The 20,955-nt window shown below is 62.3% G+C and carries 18 protein-coding genes and 1 tRNA gene; 9 read left to right on the top strand and 10 right to left on the bottom strand.

The window, feature by feature from the left end; translation table 11 throughout:
* The first annotated feature begins 23 nt into the window (after window positions 1-23).
* Window positions 24-1,088 carry a DMT family transporter gene (locus AC1DZ5_RS09245; protein WP_477888296.1) on the top strand — a complete coding sequence of 355 codons (1,065 nt, stop codon included), beginning with the start codon at window positions 24-26 and terminating at the stop codon, window positions 1,086-1,088.
* An 11-nt stretch (window positions 1,089-1,099) separates the two neighbouring features.
* Here the strand turns inward: AC1DZ5_RS09245 and AC1DZ5_RS09240 are convergent, their stop codons facing one another.
* Both AC1DZ5_RS09240 and argA read right to left on the bottom strand, forming a co-directional pair.
* The gene (locus AC1DZ5_RS09240; protein WP_477888294.1) at window positions 1,100-1,753 is read right to left on the bottom strand and encodes a DNA-3-methyladenine glycosylase I; all 654 of its coding nucleotides are present in this window, start codon (window positions 1,751-1,753) and stop codon (window positions 1,100-1,102) included.
* Window positions 1,754-1,820: 67 nt separating this feature from the next.
* Complete coding sequence (gene argA, locus AC1DZ5_RS09235; protein WP_310339022.1) at window positions 1,821-3,170, bottom strand: amino-acid N-acetyltransferase; 1,350 nt, start codon at window positions 3,168-3,170, stop codon at window positions 1,821-1,823.
* Between the two features lie 141 nt (window positions 3,171-3,311).
* On the opposite strand from argA, the gene hrpA reads away from it, so the two are divergent.
* Both hrpA and AC1DZ5_RS09225 read left to right on the top strand, forming a co-directional pair.
* Window positions 3,312-7,259 (top strand): ATP-dependent RNA helicase HrpA, encoded by a 3,948-nt coding sequence (gene hrpA, locus AC1DZ5_RS09230; protein ID WP_477888349.1) that lies wholly within the window; start codon window positions 3,312-3,314, stop codon window positions 7,257-7,259.
* 13 nt (window positions 7,260-7,272) lie between these two features.
* Window positions 7,273-8,772, top strand: coding sequence for a C13 family peptidase (locus AC1DZ5_RS09225; RefSeq protein WP_477888291.1), 1,500 nt, complete (start codon window positions 7,273-7,275; stop codon window positions 8,770-8,772).
* On the opposite strand, the gene AC1DZ5_RS09220 is transcribed toward AC1DZ5_RS09225, so the two are convergent.
* The 7 genes from AC1DZ5_RS09220 to lptF form a co-directional block, all read right to left on the bottom strand.
* Window positions 8,769-9,506 carry a DUF1223 domain-containing protein gene (locus AC1DZ5_RS09220; RefSeq protein ID WP_477888289.1) on the bottom strand — a complete coding sequence of 246 codons (738 nt, stop codon included), beginning with the start codon at window positions 9,504-9,506 and terminating at the stop codon, window positions 8,769-8,771. The two genes, AC1DZ5_RS09225 and AC1DZ5_RS09220, sit on opposite strands and share 4 nt — an antisense overlap.
* A gap of 59 nt (window positions 9,507-9,565) precedes the next feature.
* Window positions 9,566-10,735: a PQQ-dependent sugar dehydrogenase gene (locus AC1DZ5_RS09215; RefSeq protein WP_477888287.1), complete on the bottom strand. Its 1,170-nt coding sequence runs from the start codon at window positions 10,733-10,735 to the stop codon at window positions 9,566-9,568.
* Between the two features lie 78 nt (window positions 10,736-10,813).
* Window positions 10,814-11,983 carry a pyridoxal phosphate-dependent aminotransferase gene (locus tag AC1DZ5_RS09210; RefSeq protein ID WP_477888285.1) on the bottom strand — a complete coding sequence of 390 codons (1,170 nt, stop codon included), beginning with the start codon at window positions 11,981-11,983 and terminating at the stop codon, window positions 10,814-10,816.
* Window positions 11,973-12,938: a CysB family HTH-type transcriptional regulator gene (locus AC1DZ5_RS09205; RefSeq protein ID WP_477888283.1), complete on the bottom strand. Its 966-nt coding sequence runs from the start codon at window positions 12,936-12,938 to the stop codon at window positions 11,973-11,975. The genes AC1DZ5_RS09210 and AC1DZ5_RS09205 overlap by 11 nt, the downstream gene beginning before the upstream one ends.
* 50 nt (window positions 12,939-12,988) lie before the next feature.
* Window positions 12,989-13,366, bottom strand: coding sequence for a sirohydrochlorin chelatase (locus AC1DZ5_RS09200; RefSeq protein ID WP_477888281.1), 378 nt, complete (start codon window positions 13,364-13,366; stop codon window positions 12,989-12,991).
* Window positions 13,363-14,469 carry an LPS export ABC transporter permease LptG gene (lptG, locus tag AC1DZ5_RS09195; protein WP_477888279.1) on the bottom strand — a complete coding sequence of 369 codons (1,107 nt, stop codon included), beginning with the start codon at window positions 14,467-14,469 and terminating at the stop codon, window positions 13,363-13,365. The genes AC1DZ5_RS09200 and lptG overlap by 4 nt, the downstream gene beginning before the upstream one ends.
* Window positions 14,466-15,581, bottom strand: a complete 1,116-nt coding sequence (lptF, locus tag AC1DZ5_RS09190; RefSeq protein WP_477888277.1) for an LPS export ABC transporter permease LptF — start codon at window positions 15,579-15,581, stop codon at window positions 14,466-14,468. The genes lptG and lptF overlap by 4 nt, the downstream gene beginning before the upstream one ends.
* A 23-nt stretch (window positions 15,582-15,604) precedes the next feature.
* Between lptF and AC1DZ5_RS09185 the strand changes: the two genes are divergently transcribed.
* From AC1DZ5_RS09185 to AC1DZ5_RS09165, 5 genes are all read left to right on the top strand, one after another.
* On the top strand, window positions 15,605-17,050 hold the full coding sequence (locus AC1DZ5_RS09185) for a leucyl aminopeptidase (protein ID WP_477888275.1): 1,446 nt from the start codon (window positions 15,605-15,607) through the stop codon (window positions 17,048-17,050).
* Window positions 17,047-17,478 (top strand): DNA polymerase III subunit chi, encoded by a 432-nt coding sequence (locus AC1DZ5_RS09180; protein WP_477888273.1) that lies wholly within the window; start codon window positions 17,047-17,049, stop codon window positions 17,476-17,478. The genes AC1DZ5_RS09185 and AC1DZ5_RS09180 overlap by 4 nt, the downstream gene beginning before the upstream one ends.
* Window positions 17,478-17,777: a hypothetical protein gene (locus AC1DZ5_RS09175; protein ID WP_477888271.1), complete on the top strand. Its 300-nt coding sequence runs from the start codon at window positions 17,478-17,480 to the stop codon at window positions 17,775-17,777. Before AC1DZ5_RS09180 ends, AC1DZ5_RS09175 begins: the two co-directional genes overlap by 1 nt.
* A 39-nt stretch (window positions 17,778-17,816) precedes the next feature.
* Entirely contained in the window at window positions 17,817-19,010 is a 1,194-nt protein-coding gene (locus AC1DZ5_RS09170) for a branched-chain amino acid ABC transporter substrate-binding protein (protein ID WP_477888269.1), read from the top strand.
* 82 nt (window positions 19,011-19,092) lie between these two features.
* Window positions 19,093-19,182 (top strand) — tRNA-Ser (locus AC1DZ5_RS09165).
* 212 nt (window positions 19,183-19,394) lie between these two features.
* Here AC1DZ5_RS09165 and AC1DZ5_RS09160 read toward each other — a convergent pair.
* A complete protein-coding gene (locus AC1DZ5_RS09160; RefSeq protein WP_477888267.1) occupies window positions 19,395-19,877 on the bottom strand; it encodes a hypothetical protein in 483 nt (160 codons plus the stop codon).
* Between the two features lie 89 nt (window positions 19,878-19,966).
* Here AC1DZ5_RS09160 and AC1DZ5_RS09155 point away from each other — a divergent pair, with 89 nt between their 5' ends.
* Window positions 19,967-20,938 carry a DUF932 domain-containing protein gene (locus tag AC1DZ5_RS09155; protein WP_477888265.1) on the top strand — a complete coding sequence of 324 codons (972 nt, stop codon included), beginning with the start codon at window positions 19,967-19,969 and terminating at the stop codon, window positions 20,936-20,938.
* Window positions 20,939-20,955: the final 17 nt, after the last annotated feature.

Below are 20,955 nucleotides of genomic sequence, written 5' to 3'. Positions count from 1 at the left end.
TGCGGCTGTGTTTTACTTTCGCCATGTCCATTCGTTCCGCCTCACCCGCGCTGGCCGCGGCCCTGCTGTTTGGCGCCAGTACGCCATTTGCCAAGTTGTTGGTGGGCGACGTTCCGCCCTTGCTGCTGGCGGGACTGCTCTACCTGGGCAGCGGGTTGGGTTTGTGCCTGCTATTGCTTGTGCGGTATGTCCGGCAGCGCGTCCGAGACCAAGTCTTTGAGGGTTTGGAAATTCCTCGTACTGAGTTGCCGTGGCTGCTGGGTGCGATCTTGTTCGGTGGCGTCCTGGGGCCCGCCTTGTTGATGTGGGGGCTGACGCAAACCGACGCCGCCACTGCGTCCTTGTTGCTCAACGTGGAAGGTGTGCTGACGGCGTTGATCGCCTGGCTGGTGTTCAAGGAAAACGCGGACCGCCAGTTGGTTCTGGGCATGGTGGTCATTGTGGTCGGTTGCTTGCTGCTGTCTTGGCAGCCTGCAGGCGCCACGTTCTCTTCCGGAGCTCTGCTGATCGTTGGCGCTTGCTTGTGCTGGGCAGTGGACAACAACCTAACCCGCAAGGTGTCTACGCATGATGCGATGCTGGTGGCAGGACTCAAGGGCTTGCTGGCGGGCATCAGCAACATGGCACTGGCGCTGGTCGGCGGCGCGGTGCTTCCGTCGGTGGACACCGTGGGGGCCAGTCTGGTGGTGGGTTTCTTTGGGTATGGACTGAGCCTGACGCTGTTTGTGGTGGCCCTGCGCACCTTGGGCACCGCGCGCACAGGGGCTTATTTTTCGGTGGCCCCATTGTTTGGGGTGGCTATTTCTCTGCTGTTGTGGCCCGCGTTGCCCGGTGCGCTGTTCTGGTGTGCGGCCGCCTTGATGGCACTGGGCATCTGGCTGCATGTGCGTGAGCGGCATGCGCACCTGCACGCGCATGAGCCGCTGGCGCACAACCACCGGCACCGCCACGACGAACACCACCAGCACGCGCATGCATTTCCCTGGGACATGGCGAAACCGCACGCCCATCCCCATGCACATGCGCCGCTTACGCACGAGCACCCGCACTACCCGGATATCCACCACCGGCATCTGCACCCGCACTGATGCGGTCAGGCTCAGGGTTTGATGGGTGGCTTGAACATGGCCCGCGCGGCCAATGCGCGGTCGCGTGCGCCGCAGCCTTCCAAGTGGTCATTCATCAGGCCCATGGCCTGCATCAGGGCGTACATGGTGGTGGGCCCCACGAAGCTCCAGCCGCGTTTGCGCAGGTCTTTGGACAAGGCAATCGATTCGGGCGAGGTGGTCACGCCGCTCAGCGTCTGCTGCGTGATGGTGCCGGGGCGGCTGGCGGATTCGGGTTCAAACTGCCAAAAGTAGGCGGCCAGCGAACCAAACTCCTTTCGCAGTTCCTGGGCGCGCTGGGCGTTGTTGATGGTGGAGGCAATCTTGCCGCGGTGGCGCACGATGCCGGCGTCCAGCACCAGGCGCTTCACATCGGACTCGTCAAACGCAGCCACCTTGTCCATGTCAAAGCCTGCAAACGCCTGGCGAAAAGCCTCGCGCTTGTTCAGGATGGTGAGCCAGCTCAGGCCCGCCTGAAAACCTTCCAGGCAAATCTTCTCGAACAGGCGGATGTCGTCACTGGCGGGCAGGCCCCATTCGTGGTCGTGGTAGTGCTGATAGTGGGGGGTGGCGCGGCACCACACGCAGCGCAAAGTCTGGCTGTCGTCGGCAAAAAGGCCCGCTGGCGCCGTGGTCTCGTCAAGCATGGAAAGCTCCCGTATCTGAAATACTGTTGTTATTACCAGTATACGGGGTTCTGCGGCCCCTATACTTTCAAAGCTTTTTCACGAGCACTTGGCTCTTGCGGTCCCAGTTGTACTTGCGCTTGCGCGCTTCGGGCAACCACTCGGGGTCTACCTGCACAAAGCCGCGCTTGATGAACCAGTGCATGGTGCGGGTGGTCAGCACAAAGATGCTGTCCAGCCCGGCGGCCTTGGCGCGCTGCTCCACACGCTTCAAGACGCGCTCGCCGTCACCTTGGCCCTGCACATCGGGCGATACGGTCAGCGCCGCCATCTCCGCCGTCTTGGCTTCGGGGTAGGGGTAGAGCGCCGCGCAGGCGAAGATCACGCCGTCGTGCTCGATGATGGTGTAGTTGCCCGCGTCGCGTTCGATCTCGGTGCGACTGCGCTTCACCAGCGTGCCATCTTTCTCGAACGGCTCGATCAGCTGCAGGATGCCGCCCACGTCTTCCTCGGTGGCTTCGCGCAGCTCTTCGAGCTTCTCGTCCACCACCATGGTGCCTATGCCGTCATGCACATACACCTCCAGCAGGATGGCGCCATCCACCGAGAAGGGAATGATGTGGCTGCGCTCCACGCCGCCCTTGCAGGCCTTCACGCAGTGCTGCAGGTAAAAGGCCGTATCGGTGGGCTGGTGGTTGGCTGCGGGCAGGGCTTTGAGCAATTTTTCGGCGGCGGCCAGCGGCAGCTCGGTGTCGATGGGGTTGTCATCGCTGGCGGGCTGTGTCGGGTCCATGCGGATACCCGGTATCTCTGTCAAAAATATCAGCTTGTCGGCCTGCAGCGCGGTGGCCACGCTGGTGGCTACCTCTTCCATGGCCAGATTAAACGCCTCACCGGTGGGCGAAAAGCCAAACGGGGATAGCAGCACCATGGCGCCCATGTCCAGCGTCTTGGTGATGCCAGCAATGTCCACCTTGCGCACCAGGCCGCTGTGCTGAAAATCCACGCCATCCACAATGCCCACAGGGCGCGCGGTGATGAAGTTGCCGGAAATGACGCGCACCGTGGAGTCCGCCATGGGCGTGTTGGGCAGGCCCTGGCTGAAAGCGGCCTCAATCTCATAGCGCAGTTGGCCTGCGGCCTCCTGCGCACAGTCCAGCGCCACTTCATCGGTGATGCGGATGCCGTGGCTGTACTTGGGCGTGTGGCCCTTGGCCTTGAGCTGCTCGTTCACCTGTGGGCGAAAGCCGTGCACCAGCACGATTTTGACGCCCATGCTCTGGATCATCGCCAAGTCTTGTGCCAAGTGTGGCAGCTTGCCGGCCGCGATGGCTTCCCCCGCAATGCCCACCACAAAGGTCTGGTTGCGGAACTTGTGGATGTAGGGCGCGACCGACCGGAACCAAGGGACAAAGGTGAAGTTGAAGACAGAGGTCATTGCGGCGTGTGGCGGTCGGGTAAGGGGGTATCAGGGCGGGGATAATCTGCGATTCTCTACGAAGACCATCCTTTGACAGCCAGTACGTTAAAAATCGAATTCCCAGAGTCGCTCCCGGTGTCGGGCAAACGCGACGAAATCATGGATGCCATTGCGGCGCACCAGGTGGTCATCGTCTGTGGGGAAACCGGTTCGGGCAAGACCACGCAGCTGCCCAAAATCGCGCTGGCCATGGGCCGAGGCAAGCTCAACTACCCGGAAGGGGAGCGCGGCAAGCTGATTGGGCATACCCAGCCACGCCGTATTGCCGCCTCCAGCGTGGCCAAGCGCATTGCCGAAGAGCTGAAGACGCCGCTGGGCGATGTGGTGGGCTTCAAGGTGCGGTTTCAGGACCGGCTCTCTCGGGATGCATCGGTGAAGTTAATGACCGACGGCATCTTGCTGGCCGAGACACAGACAGACCCGTTGCTGAACGCCTACGACACCATCATCATTGACGAGGCGCATGAGCGCTCGTTGAACATCGACTTTTTGCTGGGCTACCTGCGCCAAATCCTGCCGCGCCGCCCGGACCTGAAGATCATCGTCACTTCGGCCACGATCGACGCGCAGCGTTTTGCGGACCATTTCAAGTCCAGCAAGGGGCCTGCGCCAGTGATCATGGTGTCCGGGCGCATGTTTCCTGTGGAGCAGCGCTACCGGCCGTTTGAAGAGAGCCGCGAATACGACCTGAACAACGCGATTGCCGATGGCGTGGATGAGCTGTGGCGTGATCCGCACAACCAGGGTGATATTTTGGTCTTCCTGCCCGGCGAGCGCGAGATTCGAGAAGCGGCGGACCACCTGCGCAAGCATCTGAGCCACAGCCCGGTGATGCGCAACGCGGAGGTATTGCCGCTGTTTGCGCGCCTGAGCCCCGCCGAGCAGGACCGCATTTTTGACGGACACTCCGGCCGGCGCATTGTGCTGGCGACCAACGTGGCAGAAACATCGCTCACTGTTCCAGGCACCAGATACGTCATTGATGCAGGTACGGCGCGCATCAAACGCTACAGTTTTCGTAGCAAAGTGGAGCAGTTGCTGGTGGAGCCCATCAGCCAAAGCTCGGCCAACCAGCGCGCCGGACGTTGCGGCCGCGTGGCCAACGGCATCTGCATTCGCCTGTATGATCAGAAGGATTTTGACGGCAGGCCGCGCTTTACCGACCCGGAAATCTTGCGGTCTTCACTGGCCGGCGTGATCCTGCGGATGAAGTCGCTGCACCTGGGCATCGTCGAAGATTTCCCATTCCTGGAGCGCCCCAGTGGCCGGGCGATCGCCGATGGCTACCAGTTGCTCAATGAGCTGGGTGCCGTGGACGATGCCAACGAGCTGACACCGCTGGGTACTGAGCTGTCACGCCTGCCACTGGACCCGCGGGTGGGGCGTATGTTGCTCGAAGCGCGATCGCGTGAGGCGTTGGACGAGGCACTGGTGATCGCTTCGGCACTGAGCGTGCAGGACGTGCGCGACCGGCCCATGGAAGCGCAGCAGCAGGCGGATGCGGCGCACCAGAAGTTTGATGACGAGAAGAGCGAGTTCACGGGCTATCTGAAGCTGTGGAAGTGGATTCACGATGCGCGGGGCGAAAAGTCTGTGACTGCCACTACGGGCACCACGGGCCAGCACAAGCTGACCAATCGCCAGTATGAGCAGCTCATGCGCCAGAACTTCGTCAATATGCGCCGTGTGCGGGAATGGAAGGACATCCATTCGCAGCTCCACACCGTAGTGGCCGAGCACAAATGGCGCTTGAACACCAAACCCGCCAGCTACGAGCAGTTGCACCTGTCCATGCTGTCCGGCCTGTTGGGCAATATTGGCTGCAAGCTGGAGGAGGGCCAAAACGGCGAATACCTGGGCGCGCGCAGCATCAAGTTCTTCGCCCACCCCGGCGCCCACCTGACCAAAAAGCCGGGCAAGTGGATCGTGGCGTCCGAGCTGGTAGAAACCACGCGGCTGTTTGGGCGCGGCATTGCCCATATCGAACCGCAGTGGCTGGAAAACGTGGGCGGGCATTTGCTCAAGAAGCAGCTCCTGGACCCGCATTGGGAAAAGAAGGCCGCCGAGGTGGTGGCGCTGGAGCGGGCCACGCTGTATGGCATCGTGGTCTACAGCGGGCGCAAGGTGAACTATGGTCGCGTGGACCTGCACGGCGCGCGGGAAATTTTTATTCGTGAAGCGCTGGTCGGCAAGGAGTGGGAGACCACCTTGCCATTTCTGGCCGCCAACCAAAAGCTCATCAAACAGGTGGAAGACCTGGAACACAAGGCGCGCCGGCAAGACGTGTTGGTGGACGACGAGCTGATTTACGCGTTTTACGACCAGCAGTTGCCGTCGGACGTGTGCAGCGGCTACAGCTTTGAGCGCTGGTACCGCGAGGAGGTGAAGAAGCAGCCCGACTTGCTGAAACTGACCCGCGAAGAGTTGATGCGCCACGAGGCGGCGGGTATCACCACCGCGTCCTTCCCGAAAACCATCCGCTTGGGCGGCGTGGACTGTGCCGCAACCTACCTGCACGAACCCGGCGACGCGCGCGATGGCCTGACCGTGACCGTGCCGCTGTTTGTGTTGAACCAGGTCAACGACGAGCGCTGTGAATGGCTGGTGCCCGGCATGCTGAAAGACAAGGTACAGGCCTTGATCAAGACACTGCACCAGCGCCCGCGCAGCCGCTTGGTGCCGCTGCCGGACACGGCCACCAAGTTTGCCGAGGCGCTGAATGCGCCCGAGAAGTTTGGCACCGGCGGGCTGGTAGAGGCGGTGTTGAAGCTCGTGCGCGACGCGACCAGCTTGGACATCGTCAAGGCCGACATCAAGGTCGACATGCTCAGCCCGCACTTCTTCATGAACTTCCGCGTCGTGGACGAGCATGGTCGCCAGATGGGGCAGGGGCGCAATCTGGGTGCGCTGAAGGCCGAGTTGGGCAGCCAGGCGCGTGGGGCCTTTCAGGCGCTGGCGTCCATGAAGCTGGCGCAGAACCAGACAGCGAACCAGGAGAACACAAGCCCTCGGGGCGCTGGGGCCGCTGAGCGCTTTGCGCAGGTCAAGGAGGAGCCCGCAAAGCGGGCGGGGGACACGGAGCAAAACGCTCAGCGGTTTCAGCGCCCAGCCCCCGCCAACACTGCGCTACCAGCTACAAAAAATGTAGCACCTTCCGGCCCAAGCATCCTCGACGGCCGCTTTACCGCCTGGACCTTTGGCGAGCTGCCCGAGCTGCTGGAGATCCGCAAGGGCGGGCAGACGCTGATTGGCTTTCCGGCGCTGATCGACGCGGGTGATGCCGTGACAGTGGAGGTGTTTGACGAACCCGAAGTAGCAGCCGCCAAACACCGCGCCGGCCTGCGCCGCCTGTTTGCCATCCAGATCAAGGACGCGCTCAAGTACCTGGAAAAGAACATTCCTGACCTGCAGAAAATGGCGGTGAGCTACATGAACGTGGGCAAGGCCGACAACGGCAGTGGTGGGGGTACGGTGGAAGAGCTGCGCGAACAGATCATCGCCGTGGCGCTGGACCGCGCCTTTCTGCTGGACCCACTGCCCACCGACGAGTTTGCCTTCAAGCGCCGCATTGAAGAAGGGCGCGGGCGCCTGACCTTGATCGCCAATGAGGTGGCGCGCATGGCCAGCGTCATCCTGCTGGAGTACGCGGCTGCAGCGCGCAAGATCAAAGACACCAAAAATGCGCCCGATGCCACGGCTGATGCCCAGCAGCAGCTCAACCGCCTGATCCCCAAAAAGTTTTTGCAGGCTACGCCCTGGGACCGGTTGCAGCACCTGGCGCGCTACCTGAAGGCCATCACGCTTCGCTTGGATAAATACCGCGCCGACCCCGCGCGTGACACCGCCCGCTTGACCGAGCTGCGCCCACAGGAGCAGCGCTACTGGCGCCTGGTGGCGGAGCGCAAGGGCGCGGTGGATGAGCGCATGGCCGAATTTCGCTGGCTGCTAGAAGAGCTGCGCGTGAGCTTCTTTGCCCAAGAGCTGCGCACGCCGCAGCCCGTGAGCGTGAAGCGGCTGGACAAGGCCTGGGCACAAATCGGCAATTGAACAAGGGAGCCCCATGAACCCCACCCCCGACGCGACGGAACTGCCGGACGCTCCAGATACCGAGCCCACCACGCTGGTTCCTCTGGAGTTTCGGGCGGCGGAGTCTGCACCTGCTGGCGATGCCGCTCCAACAGGGTGGCAATGGCTCGTCCAAGGTCTGCGCGCCGCAGCGTTGCACCCGGTGCGCGAGCTGCCCGAAGGGCCTACCGCTTGGCAAATGTTGCTGATTGCGGGCCTGACGACCGCGCTGATCACCGGCGCGGGATGGTTGGAGATTGCGGGCCCGGCCGATTTTCTGGTGCGCAACTGGCTGTTCAGCTGGGCGTCTACGGCGCTGCTGATATTTGCTGCATGGCTGGTGCTGAACTGGGGCCGCGCACAGGCGGCACATGCCGCGCCGGTGGCAGCTTGGCTACTGTTGTATTGGGTGGCGACCACGCCCATCAGCTTGGTGGCACTGGCCTTGGCCGCCGCGGCCGGACGGGAATGGTTGCCAGGCTGGTGGCTGGAATCGGTCTGGTGGGGCTGGGTGCTGTTTGGCGTGTTTTGGCTGTGGATGGCGCTGGCTGCGCTGCGTATCACCGCTGCGGTAAACCGCTCACGCCGGGTTTGGACGGCGCTGGTGCTGTGCGTTCTGGCGCTGCAGGGGCTGGACACCTGGGCCTTGCAGGTGCGCGCCTGGCAGCCCACCTACACCGCAGGTGATGCTGCAGAGCCCGTGACCCTACAACTGAGCCAGGAAGTATTCGAAGCCCAGCAAGACCTGCTGGATGACGCGCTGGATGCTTTGCGTCCCGCTACGCCGGGCCCGATTCAGGTGTTTGGTCTGGTCTACGCGCCCTATGCGCAGGACGTGTTTTTGCGCGAAAGCACCATGGTGCAGGACGTGCTGGAGCAGCGCTTTGGCGCCGAGGGCCGGGTGCTGCGGATGGTGAACCACGCCACCACAGCCACCGATATTCCCTGGGCCACCAACCGCAACCTGGAGCGCGGCTTGGCGGCGCTGGCGCAGGCGATGGACAAGGAGCGTGATGTGCTGGTGGTCTACCTCACCTCGCATGGCGGTGCGGACTTCCGGCTGGCCGCCCAGCACTGGCCGCTGGAGGTGGAAGACCTGACTGCCGCACAGTTACGGGAGGCGCTGGACCGCTTGGGCATCCGCAACCGGGTGGTGGCCGTGTCGGCCTGCTATTCGGGTGGCTGGGTAGAGCCACTGCAGGGCGACACCACGCTGGTGATGACGGCGGCCGACAAGGACCATACGTCCTATGGCTGTGGCAGCAAGTCCGAATTGACCTTCTTTGGCCGCGCGGTGTTTGACGAGCAGCTGCGCAAGACGCTGTCGTTTGAAGAGGCGTTCAAGGCGGCGGTGCCAGTGATTCGGCAGCGCGAGATCGAAGGCCGCAAGAGCGATGGGTTTTCCAATCCGCAAATAGCGGAGGGTGAAGGCATTCGCAAGGTGCTGCAGGCCTGGACGGCAGAGCGTTTGGCAGGCGCACCAACCAAACCTTAGGACCCTGCAGCCAGCGGGCAGGACAGTGTCAGCGCCTGTAGCGGCGCCTGGCTTTGCGCGTCGGACACCACCAGGTTGATGTGTTGCGCATGCCCCGGCGTGGGCGCAATGGCGGCCAGGCGCAGCGTTTGCGCGCCCTGGTAGCGGCCAAGCGGTACGTACTGGCGCACCACAAAGTCATGTTGCAGCAACTCGCCCGCGTTTTCACCGGCCTTGACCTTGGAGCTGTGGCCGTCTTCCGTCACGGTCCAGTAGGCGCTCCATTGCGCCACACCGGCTGCGGGTGCCACTTGGGCTGTCACGCTGCCGTCCGCGGCGCGTTGCACGGCAATGCTGGCGCGTGCGGCCTGGGTGTTGTCGGTCAGCGGGCGGCGCCAGTCGCGCCAGTCCTGGCCGTTGCGCACCAGCTGCGGGGTGTAGATGCTGCTCAGGTGGTTGGTTTGCGCCACTTCGCGCTGGCGTTGGGTGTGGGCGGCGTTGGCAAAGCGGTCCACCCATCCGATGTAGTCCCAGTAGCCCACATGGAAGGCCTGGGCCACCACCGGCTTGCCCTTCAGCGTGGACAGCCATTGGTCTGCAGGCGGGCAGGAGCTGCAGCCTTCCGAGGTGTACAGCTCGATGACGGGCGTGAGCCGCTCGCCCGAGCGTGCTTCGCACACGGGTGTGGCGGCCAATGCTGCCGTGGTCAGGCTGGTGAGCAGAGGGAACAGAACGGTGGTGAAGGCGGTGCGCATGGTGGGCTGGAGATTGGCTTCGGTGCCAGTTAGTCGCGCAGGCCACAGTTGTTCTTACATCAGCGCGGCAACATGCGCAGCAGCCGGCCGTTGGGACTGTCGGTCAGCAGGTAGAGCAGGCCGTCCGGACCCTGGCGCACATCGCGCACGCGCTCGCCCAGGTCGGGCAACAGCTTGGTTTCGCGCGCCACCTTGCCACTGAATGGCGCGGAGAGTTCCAGCCGCGCCAGGTAGCCAAACTTCAGCGAACCCACGACCAGATTGCCCACCCAAGCCTTGCCATAACGCTCGCTGGTGATAAAGGCCATGCCCGAAGGCGCGATGGACGGTACCCAGTAATGCAGCGGCTGTTCCATGCCGACCTGCGCGGTGATGCCCGCGCCAATCTTGCCGCCGCCATAGTTCTCGCCATAGGTGATCACGGGCCAGCCGTAGTTGCGGCCGCGCTGTATGAGGTTGACCTCGTCACCGCCCTGCGGGCCATGTTCGTGTTCCCACAGCGTGCCATCGGGCGCCAGCAGCAGGCCCTGCGGGTTGCGGTGGCCGTAGCTCCAGATCTCGGGCAGCGCACCGTCGCGCCGCGCGGCGGGCGTGTTGAAGGGGTTGTCGGCAGGCACGTTGCCGTCTTTGCCGATGCGGATGAGCTTGCCCAGGTGGTTGTCCAGGCGTTGCGCGTCTTCCTTGCGGCTAAAGCGCTCACCCAAGGTCAAAAACAGCGTGCCATCTGGTTGGCCGGCTTTGCGGCCCTCCGCAATGCGGCAGCCAAAGTGGGCGCTGCTGGCCACCTTGGGTTGCTGGCTGAACAGTACCTTCACGTCTTGCAGGCTGCCACGGTCGTCGGACAGGGTGGCGCGCGCCAGCGCCGTGCTGTTGCCGCCGGTGCCGGGCTCGGCGTAGCAAAAGTACAGCGTCCGGTTCTTGGCAAAGTCGCTGTCCAGCAGCACGTCGAGCAGGCCGCCCTGGCCACCGGCGGCAACTGCAGGCACGCCAGCCAAAGGCGCTGACACGGCACCCGAGGGTTCCACCACGCGCAGCGTGCCAGGGCGCTCGGTGACCAGAAAGCGGCCTTCGGGCAGAAAGGCGACCGCCCAGGGGCTTTGTAGCTGGGTGGCGACCACTTCCACGCGTAGGGKGGGGGCGGCGGGTGTGGTTTGCGCCAGCGCGGCGCTGCCACTCAGGGCGGCGAGCCAGAGGCCAAGCCCGTGCCAGACAAGGTACTTCCGAATCATCGTTGCCCTCCTTTTGAAGACAAATAGGCCTCTAGCCTCCGTGGAATATGCGCGAGCAGCTCCTGAATCAATAGCAGATCAGAGTTTTTGCAACCGCTCCAGCGCGGCGTTCAGCGTCGCGTCCTGCTTGGCGAAGCAGAAGCGCACCACACGCTGGTCAAAGCCATCGCCATAAAAAGCCGACAGCGGAATCGCCGCCACGCCCACCTCGCGCGTGAGCCACTGGCAGAAGTCGGCTTCGTTCAGGTCGCTCACTGCCGAGATGTCCACACACTGGAAATAGCTGCCCTGGCTGGGCAGCAGTTTGAATTTGGTCTGGGCCAGGCCGGCGCGGAAGAGGTCGCGCTTGCGCTGGTAAAACGCGGGCAGCTCCAGGTAGGGCGCGGGGCTGACCAGGTAGGCGGCCAGCGCGTGCTGCACCGGGGTGTTCACGGTGAACACATTGAACTGGTGCACCTTGCGGAACTCGGCCATCAGGGGCGCGGGCGCCACCACGGTGCCGACTTTCCAGCCGGTGACGTGAAAGGTCTTGCCAAAGCTGGACACAACGAACGCACGCGCTGCCAAGCCGGGGTAGCGCGACACGCTTTCGTGCGGCTGGTCGTCAAACACCATGTGCTCGTAAACCTCGTCGCTGATCAGCAGCACGTCGGTGGGAGCCAGAAGTTCCTGCAGGGCCAGCATGTCCTCTTTGGACCAGACGGTGGCGCTGGGGTTGTGCGGGGTGTTGATGAGCAGGGCGCGCGTTTTGGGTGTGATGGCGGCGCTGATCTTGGCAAAGTCGGGCCGAAAGGTGCCGGGTGTGAGCGGCACGCGCACCACCACGCCACCGGCCAGCTCGATGTTGGGCACATAGCTGTCGTAGCAGGGCTCCAGCACGATGACTTCGTCCCCCGGGTGCACCACGGCCAGGATGGCGGTGATGATGGCCTGGGTGGCGCCAGCGGTGATGGTGATCTCGGTGTCCGGGTGGTACTGCTTGCCATGCAGCGCCGCAATCTTGGCGGCCACGGCCTGGCGCAGCACGGGTACGCCAGTCATGGGCGGGTACTGGTTGTGGCCGGCTTGCATGGCGGTGGTCACGGCGTTCACCAGCGCGGGGTCGCAGGCAAAGTCAGGAAAGCCCTGGCCCAGGTTCACCGCCTTGTGCTCGGCGGCCAGCGCCGACATGACGGTGAAGATGGTGGTGCCCACCTTGGGCAGGCGGGAGGTGAGGGCTGGCGTGCGGGCTAGTACTTCAGAGTTCATAGTCGTTCACATGGCCTTCCATGGCCTTGGCGATGAGGGCGCGGTCCAGACGGCTGCTGAGCAGCTCGGCAAACGTGTAGACAAAGTTGCGCAAATACGCGCTGCGCTTGAAGGCCACGCGGGTCACGTTCTGGCCAAACAGGTAACCTGCCGGGCGCACCACCAGGCCACCCTTGCTGTCGTTCTTTTCCATGTCCTCCACCACATCGGTGACCGCCATTTCGGCGGCAATGCCAATGCCCAGGCCCAGGCGCACATAGGTCTTGATCACGTCCGAATCGATGGCTTCCAGCGAAATGCGTGGCTCCAGCTTGCGGGCCGCAAAGGCTTGGTCGATCTTGGTACGGCCGGTGAACGAGGGGTGGTAGGTGATCAGTGGCTCGGCGGCCACTTCTTCCAGCGTGACACGCTCTTTCTGCGCCAGCGGGTGGTCGGTGGGCAGCACCAGCACGTGCTGCCATTCGTAGCAGGGCAGGGTCACCAGCTCGGAGTAGTTGGCCAGTGATTCTGTGGCAATGCCAATTTCGGCCACATCGTCGATCAGCATGCGCGCCACCTGGTCGGGCGCACCCTGGTGCAGGCTCACGTTCACTTTGGGGAACGCGGTGCGCAGCTTGGCCACTTTTTCGGGCAGCACGTAGCGGGCCTGGGTGTGGGTGGTGGCAATGGAAAGCGTGCCACTGTCCTGCGAGCTGTATTGCTCGCCAATGCGCTTGAGGTTGCCCACCTCGCGCAGGATCAGCTCAATGCTTTTGAGGACATGCTGACCCGGCTCAGTGATGCGCTTGAGGCGCTTGCCATGGCGGGCAAAGATGTCAATGCCCAGCTCTTCTTCCAGCTCGATGATGGCCTTGGACACGCCGGGCTGCGAGGTGTGCAGCGCCTTGGCGGCTTCGGTCAGATTGAGGTTGCGGCGTGCGGCTTCTTGGACGAAGCGGAATTGGTGCAGGTTCATATCAAATTCCACCTAAAGATGAAATTTATTATGCATCAAAACATCTATCGTTAGACGCTGTCCAGGGCAATATGAGCCAGCAGCTCCACCATGCGGGGGTTCTCGCCCACGGCGTCCTGCAGCAGGATGGGAATGTGGTGGTACTGCACGCGCAGGCTGTGCACCAGGGCCGGCAGGTCTTCGCGGGCATGGCGGCCTACACCCAGAAACATGGGCACGATGCGCACGGCGCGCGCACCTTGCGCCACCAAGTCGGCCACCGCGGCGGGCAGGTCAGGCGTGCTGAGCTCCAGGTAGGCGCAGACCACCAGGGTCTGGGGCGCAAGCTGGCGCATGTGTGCGGCCACCGCCTCGATGGGGCGATGCCACAGTGGGTCGCGCGAGCCATGGGCAAACAAAACAATACCGGTGGGGTGTGGGGTTGTCATCGTCGCAGTACCAGCCATGCAAAAGCAGTGAGTGAGATCACCGAATAAATCAGCCCCGGCAGCGCCGCAGTAAACCAGGGCTGCCAGCCCTGCAGGTTGCCCAGGTCGTTCATCACGTTGTTGAGCAGCACAAAGCTGATGCCCGCCATGACGCCGCCAAAGGTGTAGCTGGCAATGCCGCCGGAGCGGAAGTGCAGGTAGGCAAAGGGCAGGGCCAGCACCACCATCACCAAGCAGCTCAGCGGGTAAAACACTTTTTTCCAAAACTGGATTTCGTACTTTTGCGCGGACTGGCCGTTGGCGCTCAGGTGGCGCATGTATTGGAACAAATCAATGGTGCCCATGCGCTCGGGGCGCAGCACGGCGGCGGCCACCATTTCGGCGCTGATCTGCGTGGGCCAGCGGAAGGTTTCAAATTGCGCGCGGTCGATATGGGCGGCCTTGGCCTCGGGCGTGTCGAACTCGGTGCGCTCCACGTCGCTCAGCTCCCAGGAATCGTGTTCGCTGAACTGCCCGGTCTTGCTTTGGGTTAGCGAGACCAGGCTACCCTGGTTGTTGAACTCGAAAATGCGGATGTCTTTCATGCTGGCATCCGGTGCCAGTGCCCCTACGTTGACCGCGTAGTGGCCATAGGCTTGCTTTTCTTTCAGCCAGGCACCGGTCTTGCCCACGGTAATCTTGCCCTGGAAGCGGGACTTGAGCAGTTGCGCGGTCTTGTCGGCCAAGGGGGCTACATAGTCCCCCACGGCAAAGGTGAAAAACACGAAGCCCATACCCAGCAGCAGCAGCGTGCGCAGCGCCCGCCACGGGCCCAGGCCGCTGGTGCGCAAGATGGTGAATTCTGAGCTGCGGGCCAGCCGCGCCATCACAAAAATGGTGCCGATGAGCACGGTGATGGGAAACAGCTCGTACACATGACTGGGCACCATCAGCGCCACATAAATCAGCGCCTGCGGCACCTGGTAGCCCAGGGCCTTGATACGGCCCACCGACTGCAGCTCTTCCACCACATCAAAGAAAAAGAACAGTGCGATAAAGCCCAGGGTGACCAGAAACACGGCCATCACCACTTCGCCGTAGAGCAGGCGGCGCAAGGTCTTCATGCTGCGTCTCCGGAGGGCAAAGTCGCAGCCGCAGGGCGGCGGCGCAGGCGAACGGTCCAGTGGTTATGCCTTTTGGCTAGCCATAGGAGCGCCACCAGCAGTGCCCCGCCGTGCAAGGCGAGCAGGAACAGCCCTAGGCTGACCTGGCCACTCTGGATCCAGCTTTTGCCCAGCACCAGCATATTGAAATAGACCACAAAGGCCAGAAAGGCGAACGCCAAGTTGCCAGTGCGTCCGGCCCGCGGGTTGACCCCGGCGGCGGCCAGCCCAATCACCACGAAGTTCAGCGCCGCCAAAATCAGTCCGGCGCGCCAGGCGATCTCGGCCAAGTGCAGCGGGATCGGGTTGCGAATCAGATCCAGTGTGGTCATGGCGCTGGTGGGGGCGTAGTCGCGTGTGGATTGGTCGTCGGCCCCTACGCGTGCGCCATAGCGCTGAAACACGCTGATGGTGATGTCCTGCTTGCCATGGGTTTTTTCCAGGCGCTGACCGTTGTCCAACACCAAAAACTTGTCGGGGCCAATCACTTCCACGGTGCCGGTGCGTGCCGAAGTGACGGTTTCCTTGCCCGCTTCGTTGGTGGCAATGAAGACGTTGTTGCCGGTTTGCTGGCCTTTGGCATCTTTCTCGATGAAGAACACCCGGTCTCCATTGCTGGACTCCTGAAATTGGCCGGGCTCGATGCGGGCGATATCGCCACGCTTGTCGTAGCGGTAGCGCAGGTCTTCAATACGGCCAAACGCCCACGGCAGAATGAAAAATGCCAACGCCAGAATCACCACCAAAATGGGCCAGGCAAAGCGAAACAAGGGGGGGAGCAAGGACGCCAGCCCCCGGCCGCTGCCAAACCAGATCACCATCTCGCTGTCCTGGTACATCCGCGTCAGCACGCTGAGCACGGCAATGAACAGGCTCATGGACAAAATGGTGGGCATGTCCGAGAGCACGGTGTAGCCCATGATGATGAGCACGTCCGACGGATTGAAGGTGCCGCGCGATGCCTCGCCCAGCGTGCGGATCAGCGTCATGGTCATCACCACGGTCACCAGTACCACCAGGGTGGCACCGAAGCTGCGTGCAAGCTCTCTGCGGATGGAGGAATGGAATAACATGGCGGCGAAGGAAAGACCGAATTATGAACTTTGAACTCAAGGCCTTGAGCCTGGTGGCTGTAGCCAACGAAAAATGTGACCTAGCCGTGCTATTGGTGCCGGTTGACTTCAAGGCCGGCAAGGACGAGCTGTCCCTGTTGATCGCGCAGGCCGTCAAGGCGGGGGACTTTACCGGCAAACCTGGACAGGTGCTGTCGCTGTACCGGCCAGGCCAGGCGAATGCCACGCGCTTGGTGCTGGCTGGCGTAGGTGAGGGCGGTGCCAAGCAGGTGCGTGGCGCAGTTGTCGCGGCCCTGGGCGCGGCAAAGTCTCCTTCGAACAAAAAGCTGGTGCTGGCCTTTGCCGCACCCGCGCAGGAAAGCGCGGTACGCGCGGCTGTCGTAGCCGTGGCCGATGCCACCTACGCCTATGTGCACACCAAATCCAAGCCCGAGCCCCGTGTCTTGCAGAAATGCCTGGTGGTGGCCAGCAACGCGTCGGAGGTCAAGGCCTCGTTTGACCGCGCGACAGGAACCGTGTTGGGCATGGAAATGGCCAAGGAATGGGCCAACCGCCCGGCCAACCACGCAACACCCACGCTGCTGGGGCAGGCCGCCCAAAGCCTGGCCAAGTTCGCCAAGATCTCCTGCGAGGTGTTGGGCCCCAAAGAGGTGGCCAAGCTAGGCATGGGCTCGTTCATGGCGGTGGCCCAGGGCTCGGACGAGCCGCTGCGGTTCATCGTGTTGCGCTATGACGGTGCGGCCAAGTCCCAGGCGCCCACGGTGTTGGTGGGCAAGGGCATCACTTTTGACAGTGGTGGCGTCTCCATCAAGCCTGCGGCCGAGATGGACGAAATGAAGTTCGACATGTGCGGTGCGGCCAGCGTGCTGGGCGTGTTCCGCGCGCTGGCCCAGCTCAAGCCGGCCATCAACGTGGTGGGGCTTATTCCCTCCTGCGAAAACCTGATCAATGGCCATGCCGTCAAGCCGGGCGACGTGGTGACCAGCATGAGTGGTCAGACCATCGAAATCCTGAACACCGACGCCGAAGGCCGCCTGGTGCTGTGCGACGCACTGACCTATGCCGAGCGCTTCAAGCCCACGGCCGTGGTGGACATTGCCACCCTGACCGGAGCCTGTGTGGTGGCGCTGGGGGGTGTGCGCAGTGGCTTGTTTTCCACCAATGACGCGCTGGGCGATGCCCTGTTCGCTGCAGGCGAAGCGAGTGCTGATCTGTGCTGGAAGCTGCCGCTGGACGAAGACTATGCCGAGGGGCTGAAGACCAATTTCGCCGATGTGGCCAACGTGGCGGGGCGTGCCGGTGGCGCCATCACTGCGGCCAAGTTCCTGCAGCGCTTCACCGAGAAATTCCCCTGGGCGCATCTGGACATTGCCGGCACCGCATGGAAGAGCGGTGGGGCCAAGGGCGCCACCGGGCGCCCCGTGGGTTTGCTGGTGGAGTTTTTACTGGCCAAGGCTGCGTCCAAGTGACAGAGGTTGCCTTCCACTTTGGTGCCCCAGACAAGCTGGACTATGTGTGCCGCTTGTTGCGCAAGGCCACGGGCCGGGGAGCCAAGGTGGTGGTGTTGGGCCCGCAAAGCCATATGCAGCAGCTGGATGCCAAACTCTGGGCCCTGTCACCCACCGATTTTCTGGTGCACAGCCTGGATGGTGGCGCCTTGCAGGCGCGCAGCCCGGTGGTATTGACCACGGCACTGCATGCGGGGCTGGCGCAGCACGGTGTGCTGGTGAACCTGACCGACGCCGTGCCCGAAGGTTTTGCGCAGTTTGAGCGGGTGATTGAGGTGGTGAGCACCGATGAAGCCGACCGCAGCGTGGCCCGCGGCCGCTGGCGCCAGTATGCCCAGCAGGGCATCAACATTCAGAAACATGACCTGAACCTCAAAGGAGCGGGTTGATGGGGTCGCCCAAGACCACGCCACGCTTTTTGCCCACGCTTACCGAGGTGGTGCAGCCGCGCCATGCCCAGGCCGCACCGCCACGCGCAGAGCCGCTGTCCATTGACGTGGATGCACTGGTCGACCGGGTGATGCTGTCCGTAGCCCCCCACATTGAGAACCAGTTGCGCGAACTGGTGACTGATGTGGTACAGGAGCAGCTGCGTGAACTGACGCCGCGCATCCAGCATGATCTGGAAGTGGTGGTTCGCACCGCCGTGACCGGTGCGTTGGCGGACCTGTCGTCTTCGGGTACCTAAGCCTGCGCCGCAGCGCGCGTGAATTTTTCGGGAGTTTGTATGTATTTCAGAATGAAAAGTACGTTGACCGTGGTCGCTGCTGCGGTCCTGCTGGTTGCTTGTGGCAAGAAGGAAGAGGCTGCTGCACCATCGGCTCCTGCAGCTGCGTCTGCAGATGCTGGCGCCGTGGTGAAGATTGGCCACGTGGGCCCCACCAGCGGCGCGATCGCCCACTTGGGCAAAGACAATGAAAATGGCGCTCGCCTCGCCATTGAAGAACTCAACGATGCGGGCGTGACTATTGGTGGCCAGAAGGTCACCCTAGAATTGGTCGCCGAAGACGATGCCGCGGACCCCAAGCAGGGCACCGCAGTGGCACAAAAGCTGGTCGACTCCAAAGTTTCAGGCGTGGTTGGCCACCTGAATTCGGGTACCACCATCCCTGCGTCCAAGATTTACAGCGATGCTGGCATTCCCCAGATATCTCCCTCGGCCACCAATCCCAAGTACACGCGCCAGGGTTTCAAGACGGCGTTCCGTGTGGTGGCCGACGATACCCAGTTGGGTGGCACCCTGGGCAAATATGCCGTGGGCTCGCTGAAGGGTAAATCCATCGCGGTGATAGATGACCGCACGGCCTACGGCCAGGGCGTGGCAGAGGAGTTTGCCAAGGCCGTGGCGGGGGCAGGCGGCAAGGTGGTGGCCAAGGAATTCACCACCGACAAAGCCACGGACTTCAGCACCATCCTGACCACCATCAAAGGCAAAAAGCCCGATGTGGTGTTCTTCGGGGGCATGGATGCGGTGGCCGGCCCCATGCTCAAGCAAATGAAGTCCTTAGGGCTTAATGCCAAGTTCATGGGTGGTGACGGCATCTGCTCCACCGAACTGGTGAAGCTGGCTGGCGACGCCATTGCCGACGACCAGGTCTTCTGTGCCGAAGCCGGTGGTGTGGAAGGCGAGGCCAAGGTCGCCATGGAAGCGTTCAAGACCAAATTCAAAGCCAAGTTCAACGCCGATGTGCAGGTGTACGCGCCCTATGTGTACGACTCGGTGAAGCTCATGGTCGCTGCCATGGTCAAGGCAGGTTCTTCAGACCCTGCCAAGTACCTGCCGGTGCTGGCAGCAACAACCGACTACCAAGGCGTGACGGGCCCCATTTCGTTTGACGCAAAGGGCGACATCAAGAACGGGGCCCTGACGCTAAAGACCGTGCGCGCTGGCAAGCTGGAAACTCTTGTTGTGATTCGCTAAATTCGCAAACGGCAGTTTTTTGCGCAGTTTGTAGGCTGCGAGCCAAAACAGCTCCAAAAGGCAGGTTAGAATACGAGGCTCTGGAGCGGTGGATGAGCGGTTTAAGTCACACGCCTGGAAAGCGTGCGTGGGGTTAAACCCACCGCGGGTTCGAATCCCGCCTGCTCCGCCAGTAAGTAAGTAAAAACGGCCCTTCGGGGCCGTTTTTCATTTCTTTCTACCATTGTTTCTACCAATATCCGATGCGCTTAAACAGACGCAGTTGGATGCACCTTGAAGATTTTTTGAGTCATATATATTTTTCCTGACCTTCAGCAGGGAATAGCCGCAAACAGGCCTTGAGCCTGTCCATCTCTCACATTCAGCCCTTCCGAGGTGCCTGAATTACAGATCCGCGTTCTGCAGATCTGATTCCTCCATTACCTCGCTGTAGTCACTCCAGACCGTCCAATCTCGTTGGGCGGCACTGGGCTTTGTGCCGCACTTCTCTATGCCTGTCCCTTTTGGGATGGCAGGGAGAGGTGCGTCTGTCATTTCTTCTCTACAGAAAGCATTCACATGAGCATTCAATGTCCCCAATGTGGTTCCACACACATCACAACGAGAGATCTCGGCCGCCGGACCTGTGGCGCAGTTGGCACCTTGGCGGGTGGCCTCACCGGCATCAGCGGAGCCCTGGCCGGTGGCCGACTCGGTATGACCGTCGGAATTGTTGCTGGTCCCGCAGGTTCTGCTATCGGCTGCGTTGCGGGCGCAATTCTCGGAGGCCTCATTGGCGCTGCAACTGTCGGTGTCGCCGGAGCCAAACTGGGTGAAGTGATTGATGCGCGTGTCCTGGACAACCACCTTTGCATTCGCTGCGAACACACCTTCAGCACTCCGGAATAAGCCGGTTCACATCACTTTCGGTATCCGTTCTCCCATTTGAACCTTTTCCCACATTCAAGGAGCCCTCCATGGCCCATCAAGTTCAAACCATGGCCTACTCCGGCCAAACCCCCTGGCATAGCCTTGGCAACGCACTCCCTCCCAAACAGTCCATCGATGTCTGGGCCAAAGAAGCCGGTATGGACTGGCAGATCTGCTCCAGCCCGGTGCGCTACATGACCGAACAAGCTGGCAGCCTGGGCAGCATTATGTCCTTCGATGAGCAAAAGGTGCTCTACCGCAGCGATACCAAGGCCGCACTCTCCGTTGTCTCTGACCGCTACCAAGTCGTCCAACCCCGTGAAGTCCTGGAGTTCTACCGCGATCTGACTGAGGTGTCTGGCTTCGAGCTGGAAACAGCCGGTGTCCTGAAGGCAGGCAAGAAGTTCTGGGCATTGGCCAAGACCGGCAAGGAAACCGCACTGAAGGGCAAAGATGTTGTCGGCGGCTACCTGCTGCTGGCCACGTCCTGCGATGGAACCCTGGCCACCACGGCAACCCTGACCTCGATCCGGGTGGTCTGCAACAACACCCTGACCGTGGCGCTCAATGGTGCAGCTAGTGCTGTCAAAGTTCCGCATTCCACCGTGTTTGATGGTCAAGCGGTCAAGAAGCAGTTGGGTGTCGCTGTATCGCATTGGGGCAGCTTTATGGTCCGCATGAAGACCCTCTCAGAGCGCAAGGTGAAGTCCCACGAGTCCATGAACTTCTTCCTCAACGTCCTGTGTCACTCCGACCGGCAACCCAGCTCCAACAAGTCGGGTCTGGTCAATGAGCGTGCCTTGAAAAGGGTGCAGGAGCTTTACGACGGCGCAGGGAAGGGCTCAGACATGGCATCCGCATCCGGAACCGCCTGGGGCCTGCTCAATGCGGTCACCGAGTACGTCGACCACGAACGCCGTGCCCGCAGCCAGGAATACCGCCTGGACAGCGCCTGGTTTGGACAAGGTGCAGCCCTGAAACAGCGTGCCCTGGACCAAGCCATGCAGCTGGTGGCCTAAGGCCGGTGCATGGTCCC

Source organism: Rhodoferax sp. P1_F3 (assembly GCF_056405715.1).
Note: the sequence above shows the minus strand (reverse complement) of the source record. Positions and strands in the feature narration are given on the sequence as shown.